The organism is Acidovorax sp. FG42 (genome assembly GCF_057809195.1).
On the sequence record NZ_JBMDJM010000023.1, the window covers coordinates 1 to 18,942 of the forward strand.

Annotated in this window: 18 protein-coding genes; 13 read left to right on the forward strand and 5 right to left on the reverse strand. The window is 65.5% G+C overall.

What is annotated here, in order from left to right; translation table 11 throughout:
* The first annotated feature begins 425 nt into the window (after window positions 1-425).
* Window positions 426-1,565 carry a zinc-binding dehydrogenase gene (locus ACODSM_RS20185; protein WP_488806668.1) on the forward strand — a complete coding sequence of 380 codons (1,140 nt, stop codon included), beginning with the start codon at window positions 426-428 and terminating at the stop codon, window positions 1,563-1,565.
* Between the two features lie 215 nt (window positions 1,566-1,780).
* Here ACODSM_RS20185 and ACODSM_RS20190 read toward each other — a convergent pair whose 3' ends face one another.
* Window positions 1,781-2,074, reverse strand: a complete 294-nt coding sequence (locus tag ACODSM_RS20190; RefSeq protein WP_015014370.1) for a hypothetical protein — start codon at window positions 2,072-2,074, stop codon at window positions 1,781-1,783.
* Window positions 2,075-2,356: 282 nt separating this feature from the next.
* On the opposite strand from ACODSM_RS20190, the gene ACODSM_RS20195 reads away from it, so the two are divergent.
* The 4 genes from ACODSM_RS20195 (at window position 2,357) to ACODSM_RS20210 (ending at window position 7,697) form a co-directional block, all read left to right on the forward strand.
* Window positions 2,357-2,665, forward strand: coding sequence for a hypothetical protein (locus tag ACODSM_RS20195; RefSeq protein ID WP_060985737.1), 309 nt, complete (start codon window positions 2,357-2,359; stop codon window positions 2,663-2,665).
* 323 nt (window positions 2,666-2,988) lie between these two features.
* Complete coding sequence (locus tag ACODSM_RS20200) at window positions 2,989-4,077, forward strand: DUF6817 domain-containing protein (protein ID WP_116749659.1); 1,089 nt, start codon at window positions 2,989-2,991, stop codon at window positions 4,075-4,077.
* Between the two features lie 99 nt (window positions 4,078-4,176).
* The gene (locus ACODSM_RS20205; RefSeq protein ID WP_209819845.1) at window positions 4,177-5,013 is read left to right on the forward strand and encodes a MetQ/NlpA family ABC transporter substrate-binding protein; all 837 of its coding nucleotides are present in this window, start codon (window positions 4,177-4,179) and stop codon (window positions 5,011-5,013) included.
* A 377-nt stretch (window positions 5,014-5,390) separates the two neighbouring features.
* Entirely contained in the window at window positions 5,391-7,697 is a 2,307-nt protein-coding gene (locus tag ACODSM_RS20210) for a putative bifunctional diguanylate cyclase/phosphodiesterase (protein ID WP_488806669.1), read from the forward strand.
* 190 nt (window positions 7,698-7,887) lie between these two features.
* Here ACODSM_RS20210 and ACODSM_RS20215 read toward each other — a convergent pair whose 3' ends face one another.
* On the reverse strand, window positions 7,888-8,532 hold the full coding sequence (locus tag ACODSM_RS20215) for an FMN-dependent NADH-azoreductase (protein ID WP_015014365.1): 645 nt from the start codon (window positions 8,530-8,532) through the stop codon (window positions 7,888-7,890).
* A gap of 146 nt (window positions 8,533-8,678) precedes the next feature.
* On the opposite strand from ACODSM_RS20215, the gene ACODSM_RS20220 reads away from it, so the two are divergent.
* Both ACODSM_RS20220 and ACODSM_RS20225 read left to right on the forward strand, forming a co-directional pair.
* Complete coding sequence (locus ACODSM_RS20220; RefSeq protein ID WP_110958896.1) at window positions 8,679-9,626, forward strand: LysR family transcriptional regulator; 948 nt, start codon at window positions 8,679-8,681, stop codon at window positions 9,624-9,626.
* Between the two features lie 164 nt (window positions 9,627-9,790).
* Window positions 9,791-10,660 carry an HDOD domain-containing protein gene (locus ACODSM_RS20225; protein WP_488806670.1) on the forward strand — a complete coding sequence of 290 codons (870 nt, stop codon included), beginning with the start codon at window positions 9,791-9,793 and terminating at the stop codon, window positions 10,658-10,660.
* A gap of 101 nt (window positions 10,661-10,761) precedes the next feature.
* Here the strand turns inward: ACODSM_RS20225 and ACODSM_RS20230 are convergent, their stop codons facing one another.
* The 3 genes from ACODSM_RS20230 to ACODSM_RS20240 are packed head-to-tail and all read right to left on the reverse strand — an operon-like array spanning window position 10,762 to window position 13,377.
* Entirely contained in the window at window positions 10,762-11,847 is a 1,086-nt protein-coding gene (locus tag ACODSM_RS20230) for an ankyrin repeat domain-containing protein (RefSeq protein ID WP_488806671.1), read from the reverse strand.
* A complete protein-coding gene (locus ACODSM_RS20235) occupies window positions 11,844-12,458 on the reverse strand; it encodes a sigma-70 family RNA polymerase sigma factor (protein ID WP_488806672.1) in 615 nt (204 codons plus the stop codon). Before ACODSM_RS20235 ends, ACODSM_RS20230 begins: the two co-directional genes overlap by 4 nt.
* 22 nt (window positions 12,459-12,480) lie before the next feature.
* Window positions 12,481-13,377 carry a hypothetical protein gene (locus ACODSM_RS20240; protein WP_488806673.1) on the reverse strand — a complete coding sequence of 299 codons (897 nt, stop codon included), beginning with the start codon at window positions 13,375-13,377 and terminating at the stop codon, window positions 12,481-12,483.
* Between the two features lie 192 nt (window positions 13,378-13,569).
* Here ACODSM_RS20240 and ACODSM_RS20245 point away from each other — a divergent pair, with 192 nt between their 5' ends.
* From ACODSM_RS20245 to ACODSM_RS20270, 6 genes are all read left to right on the forward strand, one after another.
* Window positions 13,570-14,154, forward strand: a complete 585-nt coding sequence (locus ACODSM_RS20245) for an RBBP9/YdeN family alpha/beta hydrolase (RefSeq protein WP_488806674.1) — start codon at window positions 13,570-13,572, stop codon at window positions 14,152-14,154.
* 231 nt (window positions 14,155-14,385) lie between these two features.
* Window positions 14,386-15,390, forward strand: a complete 1,005-nt coding sequence (locus ACODSM_RS20250; RefSeq protein WP_488806675.1) for a sulfate ABC transporter substrate-binding protein — start codon at window positions 14,386-14,388, stop codon at window positions 15,388-15,390.
* A gap of 37 nt (window positions 15,391-15,427) precedes the next feature.
* The gene (gene cysT / locus ACODSM_RS20255) at window positions 15,428-16,297 is read left to right on the forward strand and encodes a sulfate ABC transporter permease subunit CysT (RefSeq protein ID WP_291444483.1); all 870 of its coding nucleotides are present in this window, start codon (window positions 15,428-15,430) and stop codon (window positions 16,295-16,297) included.
* Window positions 16,294-17,196, forward strand: coding sequence for a sulfate ABC transporter permease subunit CysW (cysW, locus tag ACODSM_RS20260; protein WP_015014356.1), 903 nt, complete (start codon window positions 16,294-16,296; stop codon window positions 17,194-17,196). Before cysT ends, cysW begins: the two co-directional genes overlap by 4 nt.
* 12 nt (window positions 17,197-17,208) lie before the next feature.
* Window positions 17,209-18,333 (forward strand): sulfate/molybdate ABC transporter ATP-binding protein, encoded by a 1,125-nt coding sequence (locus ACODSM_RS20265; RefSeq protein ID WP_488806676.1) that lies wholly within the window; start codon window positions 17,209-17,211, stop codon window positions 18,331-18,333.
* A gap of 56 nt (window positions 18,334-18,389) precedes the next feature.
* On the forward strand, window positions 18,390-18,926 hold the full coding sequence (locus tag ACODSM_RS20270) for a disulfide bond formation protein B (RefSeq protein ID WP_209819835.1): 537 nt from the start codon (window positions 18,390-18,392) through the stop codon (window positions 18,924-18,926).
* Window positions 18,927-18,942: the final 16 nt, after the last annotated feature.

An 18,942-nucleotide genomic window follows, 5' to 3' on the forward strand; every position in this document is an offset into this window, starting at 1 on the left:
CCACTGCGCACCGCGCCTTGCATCCCATCCCGCAAAGACCGCTGCGCGACCCCTGCGAGATCGTAAACAGGCTCTACGGCCTGTGCGTTTGGCGACTTCGGCAATGGTGAGGAGGGATGCCATGGGAACGATTCTGAAAGTTAGAGCGCACTCTAAGTCAAGCGGCACGTGCATGACTTTGGACTGAGTGTGTGAAAGCGTTTCTGGCTCGTAGCTGCACCGCACTGCGTGCATCGTTCGTCCCAGTGCATGGGGGGCTGCGCATGGGTGGGCAGCCATTCACCGAGGGGACAGCGCGGTCGCGCAGCTTGGTCAAGAATGCGGGCTGGTGGTGGTGCGGCGCCGTCAAAAAAGCGGCCCCTTTCACCACACTGCGCGGTCCAGCGTGCAGGCCCTTTGTCCCATCTTCTACCTGCGAGTCCTCCATGAACCCCTCCATCCCCACCACCGCGCTGCAGTTGCGCTCGCTTGTGCAAGCCGATGGCGCCTTGCAGATCAGCCTGGAGCCGACACCCGTGCCCACGCCGGGGCCTGACGAAGTGCTGATCCAGGTGCAGGCCACGCCCATCAATCCGTCGGACATCGGTCTGTTGCTGGGCCCGGCCGATTTGTCGACCGTGCAGGTCACGGGCACGGCCGAGCGGCCGGTGGCCACAGCGCGCATCCCGGAGCGGGCCATGCCCGGCATGGCAGCACGCCTGGGGCAGAGCATGCCGGTGGGCAACGAGGGCGCGGGCTTGGTCGTGGCTGCGGGTGCATCGCCTGCCGCGCAGGCGCTGCTGGGCCGCACGGTGGCGGTGATTGGTGGCGCCATGTATTCGCAATACCGCGCCATGCCGGCGGCGCAATGCCTGCCGCTGCCGGCGGGCACCACGGCGGCCGAGGGTGCATCGTGCTTCGTCAACCCGCTGACGGCGCTGAGCATGGTGGAGACCATGAAGCGCGAAGGTCATACCGCGCTGGTGCACACCGCAGCAGCCAGCAACCTGGGCCAGATGCTGCTCAAGATTTGCCAGAAGGACGGTGTCGGCCTGGTCAACATCGTGCGCAAGCCTGAGCAAGCGGCGCTGCTGCGCGGGCTGGGCGCCCAGTATGTGTGCGACAGCAGCGCACCCAACTTCATGGCCGAGCTGACCGACGCGCTGGCCGCCACGGGCGCCACCATCGCGTTTGATGCTACGGGCGGGGGCACGCTGGCCGGGCAGATCCTGCAGTGCATGGAGGCCGCCATCAACCGCAATGCCAAGGAATACAGCCGCTACGGCTCAGCCGTGCACAAGCAGGTGTATCTGTACGGCCACCTGGACACGCGCCCGACCGAAGTGCACCGCACCTTTGGCATGGCCTGGGGCATGGGCGGGTGGCTGCTGTTTCCGTTTCTGCAGAAGATTGGTGACGAGGCGACCCAGGCGTTGCGCCAGCGTGTGGCGGCCGAGCTGAAGACCACGTTCGCCAGCCACTACGCGCGTACCGTGTCGTTGGCGGGCGCACTGAGTGCAGAGTCCATCGCCTTCTACGGCCCGCGCAACACCGGGGCCAAGGTGTTGATCGACCCGTCGCTGTAAGTGACGTTGCAGGGTCGCGCCTGGCGCCCTGGGGGGGCGAGGCTACGCCGCAGGCACCAACAAAAAGGGCTCCCAAAAGGAGCCCTTTTTGCCTGCCCGCCCCTGCGGTTCAGTTAACACTCCCCATGGCAGCAGCACCCGCACCGCGCGAAGTGCCACCACCATGGGAAGTCCCGCAACTGCTTCAAACCAATCTCAGCAGTTGGTCTGCCAAATTACATGGCGCTGAATTCGCCCGAAGGGATCTGGCCGGTGCGCACAGCTTCGGCAGCCTGGGCACGCACTGCAGCGCGGTCAGCGGTGGACTTGTAGGTCACCACGCGCGAACCTGCGGGTTCCATGCTGTGGGTGCGGGCTTCGGTGACGGCTTCAGCAGCCACTTCAGCGCGGGTGCGGTTCGTGTCGAACTTCAGGGCGAATTGCGAGCCATCGGCTTCGTCAGCATGGGCACCAAACGCGGCGAAAGCGGCAACAGCAGCAACGGAGAGGAAACGAGCGGTCTTGTTCATGATGAAAGTCCTTGAAAGTTAAAAAGCGTCTCAAAAAAGCCGGGTCAAAAACCATTCCTGAACCGGGTTCGGTGAGTCGCCTTGCGGGTTCGGCTCATCGATGGGATGAACTGTACGCCGATGGTGTTCAGGGAAAAACCACCCAGTCGCAAACTAACTGTTCCAGTATTGAGAACAATCTTTCCTTTCTCCCGCGCTCTGTGGGGGAATCTTTCAGCGCTCGAATTTCTCTGGAAAAAACTGTATATTTATACAGTATCAAACCACAGGAGAAGCAGCGCCATGCAAGTCATCGAATCCACGTACGTCGTCAACCTCCGCGACTACCCCGAGGAGCTTCCGGCCAAGGAGCGCATAGCCGCCGAAACCCGGTACGCCAGGGCCCTGGAAAAGCAGTTGGGCGGCCCCGAACAGGTGGCGGCCGCGCTGGACACCATGCAGAGCCTGGAGGAGTCGCCGCCCGAGGTGGTGTCCCCGGGCGATCTCACCCTGCTCAAGGCATGGGGCAAGGCCAGCGTGGCGGCCCGGCAGGCCGGGTTCCGGGACTTGGGGGAGGGTGAGGGTGCTTACTTTGAGGTGCGGCTGGTCTGAGAGGCTGAGAGTCCTTTGTCCACGCCCGCCTGGCACGCCCATACGCCCCGGCTCGTCGTTACCAATGCTCGCCATAGCCTGAGCTATGGCTGTGCTTTGCGCCTAGATCCGAGGCGTATGGGCGCGCCTTTCGGGCCCGGCTAAAAAGCTCTCAGCCTCTGAGCCTAGAGGCCCGCAGCACGCAATGGGGCTGACCGAACCGCCGTGCAGGCGCGTGCGGGGTGTACGGGCCGGGTCGCCCTCGTGCTTGCGCAACCGCCGTGGGGGCAGATACTGTGTGTACATTGCATTCCCTGCACCCTCAACGCCGGAGACACAACCCCATGACCCTGCCGCTTCACCCCCTGGACCCTGACCTGTTTGCCCGCGCGTTGCCGCTGCTGGACGATGAATGGCTGACCCGCGACCCCGAGCTGGCACCCGTGCTGCCCACGGTGCTGGCACGCAATGTGGGGCAGGACTGGCACAAGGCGGGTACGTTTCGCCATCACCTGGTGGGCGTGACGCGCACGCTGACGGTGTGGCAGCAGCCGCGCGATGTGCGCCTGCTGGGGCTGCTGCACAGCGTGTATGGCAATGCGTTTGTGGACCTGGTGAAGTTCGATCCCGCCAAGGAGCGTGCCCGGGTGCGCGAGATTGCGGGTGAGTCGGCCGAGCACCTGGTCTACCTGTTCTGCACCCAGTCGCGCACGCAGTTCGTGCAGAAGGTGCTGGCCCATGCGCTGGAGGCCGACGGCAGCCTGGTGCTGCAAAAGGATGGGCAGGACCACGTGCTGACGCCTTACGAGGTGGCGGCCTTCATCATCGTGAGCATGGCGGACACCATCGAGCAGTGGTTCAGCTGGCAAGACGACATCTTTTCGCGCTTTCCGGACGTGCAGCACCGCAACCAGAAGGCGCACTGGGCTGCATCGCTCTGGCCCGGGCCCATGCGGCCGTCGGGGCGCATGGTGCACCAGATCAACGGGCTGGCCAAAGCGCTGCAGCACCCGGGGCTGAAGGACGTGCTGCCCATGCCGCCCGTGTTTGCACATTGCTCGCAGCACCTGTCGGCCGCCAACGAGGCGGCGGCCACCTCGCTGTACTGGTCGGTCATCCAGCAAGACCAGCCGCTGGTGGACCTGGACGTGGCCACCGGCGTGCTGGAAAGCGCCGTGCGCCACAACCCCTGGGTGGGCGAGCCGCAGATGGTGCTGGCGCAGCTGTATCTGTCCGCGGGCCGCAAGGACGACGCCAAGGCCGCCGCCGAGAGCGCGCTGCACCTGTTCAGCGCCTGGGGCAATGCGTGGGACAAGCGCGTGCAGTGGGACGCCTGGGTTGCCTGGACGCGCATCCTGCTGCAGGGCGCGACAGTGGAAGGCACCTGGCCCGAGCGGCTGGACAAGCTGAATAACGTGGCGCTGCGTGGCTGACTAAGCGGGCTGAGGAAACAGCGCTGAGTACTTGTTATGCGATTGAGTTGTAATGAAATGAAAACTTAGTTGTTCCCGTTTTATCGTGGAAACCCTAGGATGCGAGCCATCTCTCAACGAAAGGTTTTCCCTGTGAACAACAACAAGCGCCTTCTCCTGCAATCCGCCCTGGCCCTGGCTGCCGCAGCCACTTTCTCGTCAGGCGCCATGGCCCAGGACAAGCCTATCAAGGTGGGCGTGACCGGCGGCCCCCACGCGCAGATTTTTGAGCAGGTGAAAAAGGTCGCCGAGAAGGACGGCCTGAAGATCCAGATCGTCGAGTTCAGCGACTACGTGCAGCCCAACGCTGCGCTGGCCGCTGGCGACCTGGACGCCAACAGCTACCAGCACAAGCCCTACCTCGATGCGCAAGTGGCCGACCGTGGCTACAAGCTGGTGTCGGTGGGCTACACCGTCAACTTCCCCATCGGCCTGTATTCCAAGAAGGTCAAGAAGCTGGAAGACCTGAAGGAAGGCGCCAAGTTCGGCATCCCCAACGACCCCACCAACGGCGGCCGCGTGCTGCTGGTGCTGCAGGACAAGGGCCTGATCAAGCTGCGTGACGGCGCGGGCCTCAAGGCCACGCCGCTGGACGTGGTGAGCAACCCCAAGAAGCTCAAGTTCGTCGAACTCGACGCGGCCCAGTTGCCCCGTTCGCTGGACGACCTGGACGCCTCGGCCATCAACACCAACTTTGCGCTGTCGGCAGGCCTGAACCCCGGCAAGGACGCGATTGCGCAAGAAAACGCCAAGAGCCCCTACGTCAACCTGATCGCCGTGCGCGAGGCTGATAAGGACAAGCCCTGGGTGGCCAAGCTGGTGAAGGCCTACCACTCCGAAGAAATCAAGAAGTTCATCCAGACCGAGTTCAAGGGATCGGTGTTGCCTGGGTTCTAAAACCCCGACGGAACGCACCATAGCGACGGGCCGGCAGCGGCCCGGAGCGGTGGTGGTTCTCTCTCCTTGCGCGAGCAGGGCAGTACCGGGTTGAGCCGGTACCCCCAGACCATGGGGCGCAGCCCTCCGACGCTCGCGCTCAGGCGGTGGTGTTGTGGCGCCGCAGCTCCGGGGGGGTAGCAAAAACATCCAAGCCATTTGGCACCCATCGCCCATCCCATGGTCGCTGGGTGCTATTTTTTTGGTAGCTTCGTTTTGTGTCAGTGCCCCGGCAGACCGCAGGGGGAAAAGGTGGGCCGCACTTGCGGCCACAATGGGAGGGGTAACGTTCTGTAGCAACTGCGCCCAGCACTCCCTCCCCACCACAGCACTGACCCATGTCCTTCGCGGAACGAATCCTCACAGCGGTCTGGTTGAGTGCAACCACGCTGTCGTTCCTGGCGTCGTTGTGGGTGCCTTCTCCGGGCGCGCGGCTGTTTCTGGACAACACCTCCTGGACGCTGGCGTTCTGGCTGTCTGCCTTCTGGGCCTGGCGCGGCTGGCGGCAGGCGCCGCCCACCGACCGCGCGCTGCACACCGGCCTGCTGAGCTTTGCTGTGCTGGTGGCTCTGGGGCAAATGGTGTGGAACGTGCAGGTGGCGCTGGACTGGAACCCTTTCCCTGCGCCCGCCGACCTGCTGTTTCTGGCGGGCGGGCCGCTGTGGGCAGCCACCGTTATCCGCGCCACGTTTGCACGCCTGTCGCGCGACCGGGCCTACCCGGCGGCGCTGGACTTTGGCGGTACGGTGCTGGCGCTGCTGGCGTTCACGCTGGTGATCTATTTACCCTCGGGCGAGGTGGACTCGCTGGCCGTGGGCACGGTGCTGGTGCTGTACCCGGCGGGGTTTCTGGCTGCGGCGGGCGTCACGGCGTTGGCCATTCCTACGGTGGGGGTGCGCATCGAGCGTTCTCACATGCTGGTGCTGCTGGGCCTGTTGGGCTATGGCCTGAGCTGGATGCAGTGGAACCTCATGGTCATCAGCGGCACGGTGCAGCCGGGCATCTGGTTCAACGCCAGCTTCAGTGTGTCGGCGCTGGTGCTGGGCTGGGGCGCGCGCTGGCTGCGGTTTGCCGTGTCGGCAGATGCGGCTTACCGCCGCCAGTGCGACCAGGTCATGAACTACGTTCCGCTGCTGTCCATGACGCTGGCGGCCGTTACCCTGGTGCTGCTGTTTGTGGCGCCCGATGGGCGGGCGGGCATGCAGGCACTGATCCTGGTGTGCTGCCTGCTGGTGCTGCTGCTGGCCGCGCTGCGACAGACCATTGTGGTGAGCCTGCTCAACCGCCTGCGCACGGCCGAGGCCGCCGTGCTGCGCAACGAAGAGCAGCTGTACCGCGTGGCGCACTTTGACGCGCTCACCGGCTTGCCCAACCGCCGCTACTTTGAAGACGCGCTGGAGCGCGCCGTGGCCGAAGCGGCACGCGACACGCACAGCACCAATCGCCGCGTCGCGCTGCTGCTAATCGACCTGGACCACTTCAAGAGCGTGAACGAAACCTACGGCCACCGCGTGGGCGATGCCCTGCTCAGTGAGGTGGGCCAGCGCATCACCCAGCTGCTGGCGGGGCAGGGCCTGGTGTCGCGGCTGGCCAATGACCAGTTCACGGTGATGCTGCTGCGCCCCGCGTCGCGCACCGAGCTGGCGCAGCTGGCGGCCTCGCTGGTGGAAGGCCTGGCGCAGCCGTGGGAGCTGTCGGAGGTGGGCGCGCAGTACATGGGCGCCAGCCTGGGCATCAGCCTGTACCCGGACGACTCTGCCAACAGCGTGGAGCTGGTGCGCCACGCGCATTCGGCGCTGCATGCCACCAAAAGTGCGGGGCGCGGCTCGTACCGCTTCTACATCGAAGAGTTCACGCAGATCACGCGCGGGCGGCTGGAGCTGCGCCGGCGCCTGCACAACGCGCTGCAGGCGGGCGAGTTCGCGCTGGTCTACCAGCCCCAGCTTAACCAGCAGCGCCAGACCGTGGGCGCCGAGGCGCTGCTGCGCTGGTCGGTGGATGGCAAGGCGGTGCCGCCCGACGAGTTCATCCCGCTGGCCGAGGAGAGCGGGCTCATCGTGCCCATCGGGCTGTGGGTGTTCGAGACCGCCTGCCGCCAGATGGCGCAGTGGCGTGCCGAGGGCTGGCAGGTGCCCGTGGTGTCGGTCAATGTCTCCACCATCCAGCTGCGCGAGCCGGGCTTCACCCAGACCCTGCTGGGTGTGACTCAGCGTGCCGGGGTCACGCCCGCCAGCCTGGTGCTGGAGATCACCGAGTCGCAGTTGCTGGACGAGTCGCTGTACGCCATCGCGCTAGAGCTCAAGAACGCGGGTTTTGCGCTGTCGATTGACGACTTTGGCACCGGCCACTCGTCGCTCATCAAGCTCAAGCGCCTGCCGGTGAGCGAGCTGAAGATCGACAAGGTGTTTGTGCGCGACATCGTGGTGGACGTGAACGACCGCGAGATCTGCGCCACCGTCAACGCGCTGGCCCGCACGCTGGGGCTGGAGGTGGTGGCCGAAGGTGTGGAAACCGAGGAGCAGCTGCAGTTTTTGATCCGCATGGGCTGCGAGCGCTTTCAGGGCTGGCTGTTTGCACCGGCCCTGCCGCCCCGGCAGCTGGCTGAGCATTGGTTGCAGCGGCAGGCGCCACACGCAGCGCAGTGACTGCGGCCATGGCTTGGGCTGGGCTGTGCGCCGCATTGCCGTGCGCGGTATATCAAAAATGATAGCTGCCCAGGCATGTTCCACTAGCGCATCCGGCCGTTTTGGCAGGATAAAAGCCAAAACCCGGCACGCGGCCGGGTTCTAGGGGGTTGCAGGGCTTGCGCCCTTCGCGCCGTGGTTGCTGCTGCGCTTAGGCGGCCTGCGACACGCGGCCCTGGTTGGCGGCCACGCTGGTGTGCGTGGAAATTTCCACGTTGGCCGAGGCCAGTGCGGCCGCCTTGGCGTCCGGGCCCATGGCCACGCCTTCGGCGCGCACAAAGCGCACATCGGTGATGCCGAAGAAACCGAACACCACCTTCAGGTAGCTCTCCTGGTGTTCCATGGCCTGGCCGCCTTCGCTGGTGGAGTACACGCCGCCCCGCGTGGACGCCACGATCACGGTCTTGCCACCGGCCAGGCCCACGGGGCCCTTGTCGGTGTACTTGAAGGTGCGGCCGGCTTGCGCCAGGCGGTCGATCCAGGCCTTGAGCTGGCTGGGGATGGAGAAGTTGTACAGCGGCGCGCCGATCACGATCACGTCGGAGGCCAGGAACTGGCTCACCAGCGCCTCGGACAGGGCGTTTTCATTGCGTTCCACCTCGGTCGCAGCGGCCTGGCCAGTGCGGAAACCCAGCGACTGGGCCGACAGGTGCGAAGGCGCTTGCTGTGCCAAGTCCAGGTATTGCACGGTGGTGCCAGGGTGGGCGGCTTGCCAGGCGGCCACGGTGCGGGCGGTCAGTTGGCGGGACACGGATTGATCACCGGTGATGGCAGAGTCAACGTGAAGCAGTTGCATGAGGGAACTCCTTGGGTTCTGTGGATCGGAGCCACAGCGTGTGGCCATGGAATGAATTGTGGAGATGGATCGATTTGTTGATAAGGTAGTGAACTTGCGATAGATTGTTCTATCCATAGAACGATTGAAGTGTTACGGACCTGTCCATGCAAGACCTCAACGACATGCTGTATTTCGCCGAAGTGGTGGAGCGCGGTGGCTTTGCCGCTGCGGGCCGCGCGCTCGGCATCCCCAAGTCGCGCCTGTCGCGCCGGGTGTCGGACCTGGAGACGCAGCTGGGCGTGCGCCTGCTGCAACGCACCACCCGCAAGCTTTCGCTGACCGAAGTGGGCGAGGCCTATTTGCGCCACTGCCAGGCCATGCGCGAGTCGGCCCAGGCCGCGGCCGACACGGTGGCCCAGGTGCAGACCACGCCGCGCGGCACCATCCGCGTGAGCTGCCCGGTGACGCTGGCGCAGACCGTGGTGGCCGAGTTGATGCCTCGGTTTCTGGCCCAGTACCCCGAGGTGCGCATCGACATGCTGGTGAGCAACCGCGCGGTGAACCTGGTGGAAGAGGGCATCGACGTGGCGCTGCGCGTGCGCCCCTCGGTGGATGACAGCGGCAGCATGGTCGTCAAGCGCCTGGACCACACCACACAGATCCTGGTGGCCAGCCCCGAGCTGCTGATCCGCCAGGGCACCCCCAAGACGCTGGACGACCTGGCCAAGCTCGACAGCATCGCCATGTCGGCGCCCGACGGACGCTCCACCTGGAATCTGATCGGCCCGGGCGGCGTGCACCAGCAGGTGCAGCACACGCCGCGCTATGTGGCGGACGACCTGCTCACGCTCAAATACGCGGCGGTGGCCGGCACGGGGGTGTGCTGGATGCCCGACTACATGTGCCAGGAAGAAATGCGCGAGCGCAAGCTGGTACGGGTGCTGCCCGACTGGGCTCCCGCGCCCGCCATCGTGCACGCGGTGTTTCCCTCGCGCCGGGGGCTGTCGCCCGCGGTGCGGCGTTTTCTGGACTACCTGGGCGAGGCCATGCCGGGCCGCAGCAGCCTGAGCACGCGGCAGGCCCTGCAAGGGCTCGACGGCGCCAATATCTGAGGCCAGGTTCTAAGGCCAGGTCCTGACGCACTGGGCGCAAAGCCTGCGCCTGTGCACGGGTTCGGTGGGCAGAGCACTTTTTGGCGCCACAATGCAACGAATTGCAACTGTGCGGGCTGCGCCCGTCCGTGTGGTCGGTACACGCGGCGGCCCGGGGACTTTTTGTGACCGCTCCACACCCCATCGACCAAGACATCCGGCAGGCCCGCGTACACCCTGCCGTGCGTGCCATCGTCATCCCGCCGTGCCCCGAGTCACTGCTGCGCCTGCAGCAGATCGTGGCGGCGCCTGAGCTGGATTCGACCGCGCTGGAGCAGCTGGCGTCTTCCGACGTGGCCCTGGCCGCCGCCGTGATGCGGCTGGCCAACAGCCCGCTGTACGGCCTGGCCCAGCCGGTGCAGACCGTGGGCATGGCGCTGACGGTGCTGGGGCTGCAACCGGCGGTTGAGCTGCTGTCCGCCTTTATCACGCGCAATGCGCTGCAGGTGCGCTCGCCGTTGCTGGAGCATTTCTGGGAAAGCTCGCAGCGCCGCGCCATGGCGTGTGAGCACATCGGCCACCAGCTCTACAGCCTGGACCCGGGCCTGGGCTACAGCTTCGGGCTGTTCTGCCATGTGGGCATGCCGGTGCTGGTAAAAGCGGTGCGCGGCTATGCGGGCACCGTGACCGAGGCCCTGGCGCGCAAGGACCGCACCTTCACCCAGACCGAGAACGCCAGCCACCGCACCGACCACGCGGTGATGGGCGCCATCGTGGCGCGCACCTGGCACCTGCCGGGCGACGTGGCCCAGGCCATCTGGCTGCACCACGACTTTGCGTGCCTGAACGACGAGCGGTTTGACCCCACGGTGCGCCACCTGGTGGCGCTGGGCCTGCTGGCCGAGTTTCTGGTCAACCAGCACGACGGCCTGGCCCCCACGCGCGAGTGGACCCAGCACGGCCAGGCCTGCATGGACCACCTGCACGTGACGCAGGATGAGCTGGATCACTGGATCGACGCACTGCACCCTGCGTTCGAGGCGGTGCGGTTCTGATGATTCTGACGAGCGGCTGATTCTCCGCTGCCACCGACCGGTGCCTCCAGGGCTCCCATGCGAACATGACGCAGGCCCTGTGTGGCCTGCCGGTGCGATTTTCAGCGCGCCGCTTCCAGCAACTCCACCAGGCGCGCGTGCCCCCGCTGTGCCGCCAGCTGCGCCGCAGTCAGACCATCGCGATCCACCAGCGTCGGGTTGGCGCGCAGGGCCAGCAGCCGCTGCACGGTGGCGGTGTGGCCGTTCATCGCGGCCAGCATCAGAGCGGTTTTTCCTTCGGGGTCGCGGGCGTCCACCGGTGTGCCCTGTTGAACGAGCGCTTCGACCTGTTGGGTCTGGCCCGTACGGGCGGCCTCCCAGACGGTACCGGGCAAGGCTGCACCCAGATTTTTTTGCATGGCAGGGGCTGCGGCAGCCGCGCGGTGGTCGCGCGTTGCAGAGTCAGCCATAGCGCTGCGGGCGGCTGGTGCTGCAGCCGGAGCGGGGGCTGCCGGAGCGACCTCCTGGAGGGCCGGTGCTGCGGAGGCTGCTGCGCGTTCGCGCCTTTCAGCACCGGACTCGGCACGTGGGGCTGCGGCCGTCGCGGGTGCGGGGGGCGATGCTGGGAAACCGGAGAGGACGCCTGCTGCGCGAGGCTCTGACAGGGCTTCCTGTTCAGTGACCGAAGGCGATGCGGGCGCCGCCTTGGCTGCAGGCTGAGTGGGTGCTGGTGTCTGCGCAGGTCCTGGGGCGGCTCCCGTGGAGGGCTTGGAGGGCAAGGCGTCGGCCGATCGGCCGGTGCTGTTCCGCGCATTGTTCTGCGCGCTTTCGGGTGCGCGCGAAGTGGCTGGTGAGGGCTCAGCCGGTGGCTGCGGCGTTGGCGGGGCCGCTGGCGCTGGGGCTGCCGGCGCCTCGGCCCGGCGGTGGCTGAAAGCAGCGTCCCGCTCTTCGGGCGTGCCGCGCTCAAACTGCAGCATCAGCAAGCCGGTCAGCCCCACCACGGCCAGGGTGGCCAGGGCCGAAATCTTCCAGCGGGCCTGGTTGGCGGCAGGGGCCGTCACCGGGCCTGCTGATGCCGATGCCGCAGCCTTGGCGATCATCTGGGCATGTGCACGCACGGCCTCGCGCACATGCGCGCCGGGGCGGTCGCCTTCCTGTTCGCTGGCTTCGTGGTAGCGCCGGACCAGTTCGTCGTCCTGCCGGGTCATACAAACTCCTTGAGGTGCTGGCGCAGGCTGGCCCGTGCGTAGCGCAGGCGGCTCTTGGCGGTTTCAAAATCCACGCCGGTGGCCTCGGCAATCTCCTGCACGCTCAGGTCGCCTTCGGCTTGCAGCAAAAAGGCCTCGCGCTGCTCCAGTGGCAACTGCTCCACCGCCGCAATCAGCGCAGCCGCCTGCTCGCGCGACTGCAGTTGCCGCACGGGCCCAAAGCCCGAGTCGGCCACCAGCGTATCGGCCAGCGTGCGCGCATCGTCGTCGCTCGCATCCAGACTGGTGTGGTGCTTGGCGGTGCGCAGGTGGTCCACCAGCCGGTTATGCGCCAGGGTGAACAACCAGGTGCGAAACTTGGCCTTCACCTCGTAACGGGCGGCATTGCGCGCCACGGCAAACCACACGTCCTGCAGCAGGTCGTCGGCCACCGCCTGCACCTTCACGCTGCGAAACACAAACCGCCACACGGCCAGCTCGTGCCGTGCGTACAGCCGGTCAAACGCGGCCATGTCGCCCGTGGCATAGCGCAGCATTAGCGCTTCGTCGGCGTCGTGGGCATCGTCAAAGGGTGGGGCGGCGGGCACCCGGGCATTATGCGAAACCCTCATGCACGCACGGGCTGGCCCAGGCCTATCGCGGGTCGGGCACGTACGACAGGTTGTCCGACTGCGGAAACGCGCGCGGCACCGGCGGCACGTAGGGCCGGGCGATGGGCTCGCGGATCACGCCGCTGGCGATCAGGTTCTCGCGGCTGTCGTAGCGGATGCTGATGATTTCGTTGGGCTGCTCCTGCAGCCGCGTGAAGCTGGTGTGGGTGACGACCGAGGTCTCGCGCTGGCCGTGTGCTGTGCCCAGCTTGGCCGATGGCATGGGGGCGGCCTTGGCCACACTGTCGGCAGACTGCGAGCGGGCAGAGGACTCGGCCTCTGCCGATGGGGCAGGGGCAGCCGGTGCAGCAGCTGCGGGCGATGCGGGTTCCTCCCGCAGGCGCCCGAGGCCCAGGCCGTTGTCGCGGCGCTGGCTGTAGGGCTCGGGGGTGATGGCGGGGGCAGGCTGGGGCAGCGGCAGCTGTTCGCGGAACAGGGCCACGCCAATCACGCCCACATGCGCCGGCCGACCCGTACGGGCGGCATACGAGTTGGCAATGTGGGAAAACTCGAAGGCCGCCACCTGGCTGTCGCTCTTGCGCCAGCCGGTGATCTGGTAGCGCTCGTAGGGCGAGAACACGTAGCCGCGCTGGTCCCACGCAGCGGTTTCGCCGCTGAGCACATTGACGCCGTCCACCGACGGCACGGCCAACACCCGCTCGCCCAGCCGGTTGCGCACGGTGATGGCATAGCGCGCCCCGGGCCGCCCGGCCACCCAGTATTCGCCCCGGGCGTAGTGCACCGGCAGCGTGGCGCCGGTGTCGCGGTCCACGATGGTGACATCGGCCAGGCGGCCAATGGCCTGGGCAGGCAGGTGGGCCAGGCCCAGCAGTGCTGTCAGGGCGGCGAGGGCGGGCAGGGGGAGTGAACGGGGTTTCATGGCAGCTCCATCAAAAAAAGTGGTGGTGCTGGGTGAAACGAACGGGTCGGGCCAAAGGGGTTAAACCCCGCGAAAAAAAGATCGTGGGGTACTGACAGCGCCGAAATGCGAGTGTTTTTAGATGATTTGGCGATTAAATAACAAAAATTAAGTCGTTTGGGTTTTAAAGGCTGGCTCGCAGAATCCCAGCCTGTGACCGCTACCACCTCCATCATCATCGTCCCCGGCTGGCGCGACTCGGGCCCCGGCCACTGGCAGAGCCTGTGGGCCGAGCGCCTGCCCCATGCGTGCCGTGTGGTGCAGGACGACTGGATCACGCCCACGCGTTCGGCCTGGGTGAGCCAGTTGGAAAAGACGGTACTGGCTGCGCCCCAGCCTGTGGTGATCGTGGCGCACAGCCTGGGCTGCATTGCCACCACCCACATGGGCCCTGAGGCTGCGGCCAAGGTCTGCGGCGCGCTGCTGGTGGCCCCGGCGGACCCCGAGCGCCGCGCCATCCTGAGCGACTTTGCCCCCGTGCCCTATGCCGCATTGCCGTACCGCAGCATCGTGGTGGCCAGCAGCAACGACCCGTTTTGTCCCATCCGCCTGGCGGGCGCCTATGCGCGGGCCTGGGGCAGCGAGTTTGTGCGCATGCAGAACGCAGGGCACATCAATATTGACTCGGGCCATGGCGAATGGCCTTTGGGCTGGGCGTTGCTGCAGTCGCTGGAAGGCGACAACACCGGCAACCGACCCATGGGTGGCTACGCGCAGGCGTCCTCTGCCGCCGCCTGATTGCTATCTTATTGATAGCTTTCTGCGCATATTGCACTAGCGCTTGAGGTCTATGGGATCAGAAATCACTCGCCTGGGCAGCAGCAGCGGGCCCGGGTGGCTTGACGTCAGCGCACCCCTGAGAGCGTTCATATGCCGATTTTCGATTAATTAACAAAAATATATTCTTTTGAGTTTTAAGAGGGGATCCGCACAATGCGGAATCTCCAGCATTTTTTGGCCGACCTCACCATGACTTCTCTGAAACTCAAGACCCTCCTGGCCTCCCTGGCCCTGGCCGCGAGCGGCATGGCTGCCGCTCAAAATTCGCTGCTCAACGTGTCGTACGACGTGGCCCGCGAGTTCTACAAGGACTACAACACTGCCTTTGCCGCCCACTACAAGAAGACCACCGGCCAGGACGTGAAGATCGACCAGTCGCACGCCGGCTCCAGCGCCCAGGCGCGCGCCGTGAACGACGGCCTGGCTGCCGATGTGGTGACCATGAACACGACCACCGACGTGCAGTTCCTGGCCGACAACGGCGTGGTTGCCAAGGACTGGGCCAAGAAGTTTCCCAACGACGCATCGCCCACCACGTCCACCATGCTGTTCCTGGTGCGCAACGGCAATCCCAAGAACATCAAGGATTGGGACGACCTCATCAAGCCCGGCGTGCAGGTGATCGTGGTCAACCCCAAGACCGGCGGCAACGGCCGCTATGCCTACCTGGCCGCCTGGGGCGCCGTGCGTGAAAAGGGCGGCACCGACGCGCAGGCGGCGGAGTTCGTGAGCAAGCTCTACAAGAACGTGCCCGTGCTGGCCAAGGGCGGGCGCGATGCCACTGCCACCTTCCTGCAGCGCAACCAGGGCGACGTGCTCATTACCTTTGAATCTGAAGTGGTTTCCATTGACCGCGAATTTGGCGCGGGCAAAGTCGATGCGATCTACCCCTCGGTGAGCGTGGTGGCCGAGAACCCCGTGGCCGTGGTCGAGCGCACTGTGGCCAAAAAGGGCACGGCCCAGCTGGCCAAGGCCTACCTGGACTATCTTTACTCGGACGAAGCCCAGGAGATCGCCGCCAAGCACGCCATCCGCCCACGCTCGGAAAAGGTGCTCAAGAAGTACGAATCTACGTTCAAGCCGCTCAAGCAGTTCACCGTGGCCAAGTATTTCGGCTCGCTGACCGAAGCGCAAAAGGTGCACTTCAATGACGGTGGCCAGTTCGACAAGCTCTACACGCCCGGCGCCAAGTAAGTAGGCCCGGCGCTTTTCCCGACTCACCACTGCATCTATGACCGCTGCGACTGCCGTGGCCGCCGCCCCGGCCGGACGGCGCGCGCCCAAGCGCGTGCTGCCCGGCTTTGGGCTGTCACTGGGCTACACCCTTTTCTACTTGAGCATCATCGTGCTGATCCCGCTGTCGGCACTGATCTTCAAAACCTTCACCCTCACCTGGGACCAGTTCTGGGCGGCCATCAGCGCGCCGCGGGTGCTGGCTTCTTACCGGCTGACGTTTGGCGCATCGTTCATCGCAGCGCTGGTCAACCTAGTGTTTGGTCTGCTGATCGCCTGGGTGCTGGTGCGCTACAAGTTCCCCGGCAAGAAGATCGTGGACGCACTGGTAGACCTGCCCTTTGCGCTGCCAACGGCTGTGGCGGGCATCTCGCTCACCGCCTTGCTGGCAGGCAACGGCTGGGTGGGCAGCATTCTGGAGCCCATGGGCATCCAGTTGGCCTTCAAGCCCGCAGGCATTGTGATTGCGCTCATCTTCATCGGCCTGCCGTTTGTGGTGCGTACGGTGCAACCGGTGCTGGAGGACGCCGAGAAGGAACTGGAAGAGGCCGCTACCTGCCTGGGCGCCACACGCCTGCAGACCTTCACCAAGGTCATCCTGCCCTCCATTACGCCCGCACTGCTCACCGGCTTTGCCATGGCGTTTGCGCGGGCGGTGGGTGAATACGGCTCGGTGATCTTTATCGCGGGCAACATGCCCATGGTGTCGGAGATCACGCCGCTCATCATCATCGGCAAGCTGGAGCAGTACGACTACGCAGGCGCCACCGCCGTGGCCGTGGTGATGCTGGTCATCTCCTTCATCCTGCTGCTCATCATCAACGCGCTGCAAGCCTGGCAGCGCCGCCACGCGGGGGCTCCAGCATGAGCGGTGCCAACTCTCGAACTGTTCGCCGCGCCCAGGCCGGCACCACCGAGGCGCCATGGGTGCGCTACACGCTCATCGCGCTGGCACTGGCTTTCATGCTGCTGTTCCTCGTGTTGCCGCTGGCCGCCGTGTTCGCCGAGGCGCTGCGCAAGGGCTTTGGTGCGTATCTGGAAGGCTTGCGCGAGCCCGATGCGTGGTCGGCGATCAAGCTCACGCTCATCACCGCGCTGATTGCGGTGCCGCTGAACCTGGTGTTTGGCGTGGCCGCGGCCTGGTGCATTGCCAAGTACGAGTTCAAGGGCAAGGCGTTTTTGACCACGCTGGTGGACTTGCCGTTCTCCGTGTCGCCTGTGGTGGCCGGTTTGATCTATGTGCTGATGTTTGGTGCCCAGGGCTGGTTTGGCCCGTGGCTGGCGGCGCATGACATCAAGATCATCTTTGCCGTGCCCGGCATCGTGCTGGCAACCGTGTTCGTGACCTTTCCGTTCATCGCCCGCGAATTGATCCCGCTGATGCAGGCGCAGGGCAATGACGAGGAGCAGGCGGCCATCGTGCTGGGTGCCAGCGGCTGGCAGACCTTCTGGTACGTGACCTTGCCCAACATCAAGTGGGGCCTGCTGTATGGCGTGATCTTGTGCAACGCCCGGGCCATGGGCGAGTTTGGCGCGGTGTCGGTGGTGTCGGGCCACATCCGGGGCCAGACCAACACCATCCCGCTTCACGTCGAGATTCTCTACAACGAGTACCAATCGGTGGCCGCGTTTGCCGCTGCCTCGCTGCTGGCCTTGCTGGCCTTGGTCACGCTGGTCATCAAGACGATTGCCGAACACCGCAACGAGCAGGCCCTGAAGGCCGCCGCCGAATTGCCGCCCGAGCGCCCCGCGCCCGCTGGCGTGTGAAGGAAACAGAACATGAGCATTGAAATCCGTAACGTCAGCAAGCAGTTTGGCGACTTTCAGGCGCTGCGCGATGTGAGCCTGGACATTGCCTCGGGCGAACTCATTGCGCTGCTCGGCCCCTCGGGCTGCGGCAAGACCACATTGCTGCGCATCATCGCGGGCCTGGAGACAGCCGACGTGGGCACCATCCACTTCAGCGGTGAAGACACCACCGACGTGCATGTGCGCGAGCGCAATGTGGGCTTCGTGTTCCAGCACTACGCGCTGTTCCGCCACATGACGGTGTTCGAGAACGTGGCCTTTGGCCTGCGTGTCAAGCCCCGTAGCGAGCGTCCGAACGAGGCGCAGATCAAGAAGAAGGTGATGGACCTGCTCAAGCTGGTGCAGCTCGACTGGCTGGCCGAGCGCTATCCTTCGCAGCTGTCGGGCGGCCAGCGCCAGCGCATTGCGCTGGCCCGCGCCCTGGCAGTGGAGCCCAAGGTGCTGCTGCTGGACGAACCCTTCGGCGCGCTCGATGCCAAAGTGCGCAAGGAACTGCGCCGCTGGCTGCGCCGCCTGCACGACGAGCTGCATGTCACCTCCATCTTCGTGACCCACGACCAGGAAGAAGCCCTGGAAGTGGCCGACCGCGTGGTGGTGATCAACCAGGGCAAGATCGAGCAAAGCGGCTCGCCCCAGCAGGTGTGGGACCAGCCCGCCAGCCCGTTTGTGTATGGCTTTTTGGGTGATGTGAACCTGTTCCATGGCCGGGCCCATGAAGGCCTGGTGCATCTGGATGGCATGCAGATCGACTCGCCCGAGCACCAGGCCGCGCAGAACGCCAAGGCCTTTGCCTATGTGCGTCCGCACGACCTGGACGTGGAGCGCTACTCCCCCGGCGCAGGCCTGGACGCCGAAGGCCGTCCCCGTGGCATCGTGGCCCAGCTGAGCCGTGCCATTGTGGTGGGACCGATTGCGCGCCTGGAACTTATTCCGACCGACGACCACAAACCAGCGGACAATGCGTCCCCAGAGTCCCTGATCGAAGCGCAGATTCCTGCGCAGCAGTTCAAGGAAATGGGTTTCAAAGAGGGTGAAACGCTGGTGGTCACACCACGCCGCGCCCGAGTGTTCTTGGATCACGCCGCTGGTATCTGAGCAGCTTCCCTGGGGATGCCGCGCCAGGCACTGCGCGGCTTAGAGGGATAACAAAGATGTTGTTGAACTGGATCGATCAGGCCCCGCGCCGTGTGCTGGCGCTGATCAGCGTGGCCTGTGTGGCGATGCTGGCCTTTGGCATGTATTTGCAGCATGTGGTGGGCCTGGAGCCTTGCCCCATGTGCATCGTGCAGCGGTACGCGCTCATTGGTGTGGCGGTATTCACGGCCCTGGCGAGCGCGCGAGGCAATCGGGGCTGGTGGATGACTTTTGGGGTGCTGGCCCTGGTCACCGCCGGGTTTGGTGCCTTTGTGGCAGCCCGCCAGAGCTGGCTGCAGTGGTACCCACCGGAGATCGCGACCTGCGGCCGCGACTTCTACGGCATGATCGAAAACTACCCCATCAGCCGCGCCATCCCCATGATCTTCCGCGGCTCGGGCGATTGCACCGCGATCGACTGGACCTTCCTCGGGGGCTCGATTGCCAACTGGTCGTTCATCTGCTTTGTGGGCTTTGGTCTGGTGCTGCTGGCGCTGCTGGTGCGTGCCTTGAAGGGCGGCACGCAGCGGGGCTCTGGCTACTCGGTGGCTTGACGGTAGCCCTGGCTCA

What these genes read in the sequence shown, in the direction of transcription:
- ACODSM_RS20215 (WP_015014365.1), bottom strand. Translation starts at nt 8,532, where the DNA reads ATGCAACTGCTTCACGTTGACTCTGCCATCACCGGTGATCAATCCGTG.
- ACODSM_RS20240 (WP_488806673.1), bottom strand. Translation starts at nt 13,377, where the DNA reads ATGAAACCCCGTTCACTCCCCCTGCCCGCCCTCGCCGCCCTGACAGCA.
- ACODSM_RS20250 (WP_488806675.1), top strand. Translation starts at nt 14,386, where the DNA reads ATGACTTCTCTGAAACTCAAGACCCTCCTGGCCTCCCTGGCCCTGGCC.
- ACODSM_RS20220 (WP_110958896.1), top strand. Translation starts at nt 8,679, where the DNA reads ATGCAAGACCTCAACGACATGCTGTATTTCGCCGAAGTGGTGGAGCGC.
- ACODSM_RS20270 (WP_209819835.1), top strand. Translation starts at nt 18,390, where the DNA reads ATGTTGTTGAACTGGATCGATCAGGCCCCGCGCCGTGTGCTGGCGCTG.
- ACODSM_RS20265 (WP_488806676.1), top strand. Translation starts at nt 17,209, where the DNA reads ATGAGCATTGAAATCCGTAACGTCAGCAAGCAGTTTGGCGACTTTCAG.
- ACODSM_RS20200 (WP_116749659.1), top strand. Translation starts at nt 2,989, where the DNA reads ATGACCCTGCCGCTTCACCCCCTGGACCCTGACCTGTTTGCCCGCGCG.
- ACODSM_RS20210 (WP_488806669.1), top strand. Translation starts at nt 5,391, where the DNA reads ATGTCCTTCGCGGAACGAATCCTCACAGCGGTCTGGTTGAGTGCAACC.
- ACODSM_RS20205 (WP_209819845.1), top strand. Translation starts at nt 4,177, where the DNA reads ATGCGAGCCATCTCTCAACGAAAGGTTTTCCCTGTGAACAACAACAAG.
- ACODSM_RS20185 (WP_488806668.1), top strand. Translation starts at nt 426, where the DNA reads ATGAACCCCTCCATCCCCACCACCGCGCTGCAGTTGCGCTCGCTTGTG.
- ACODSM_RS20190 (WP_015014370.1), bottom strand. Translation starts at nt 2,074, where the DNA reads ATGAACAAGACCGCTCGTTTCCTCTCCGTTGCTGCTGTTGCCGCTTTC.
- cysW (WP_015014356.1), top strand. Translation starts at nt 16,294, where the DNA reads ATGAGCGGTGCCAACTCTCGAACTGTTCGCCGCGCCCAGGCCGGCACC.
- ACODSM_RS20235 (WP_488806672.1), bottom strand. Translation starts at nt 12,458, where the DNA reads ATGAGGGTTTCGCATAATGCCCGGGTGCCCGCCGCCCCACCCTTTGAC.
- ACODSM_RS20230 (WP_488806671.1), bottom strand. Translation starts at nt 11,847, where the DNA reads ATGACCCGGCAGGACGACGAACTGGTCCGGCGCTACCACGAAGCCAGC.
- cysT (WP_291444483.1), top strand. Translation starts at nt 15,428, where the DNA reads ATGACCGCTGCGACTGCCGTGGCCGCCGCCCCGGCCGGACGGCGCGCG.
- ACODSM_RS20195 (WP_060985737.1), top strand. Translation starts at nt 2,357, where the DNA reads ATGCAAGTCATCGAATCCACGTACGTCGTCAACCTCCGCGACTACCCC.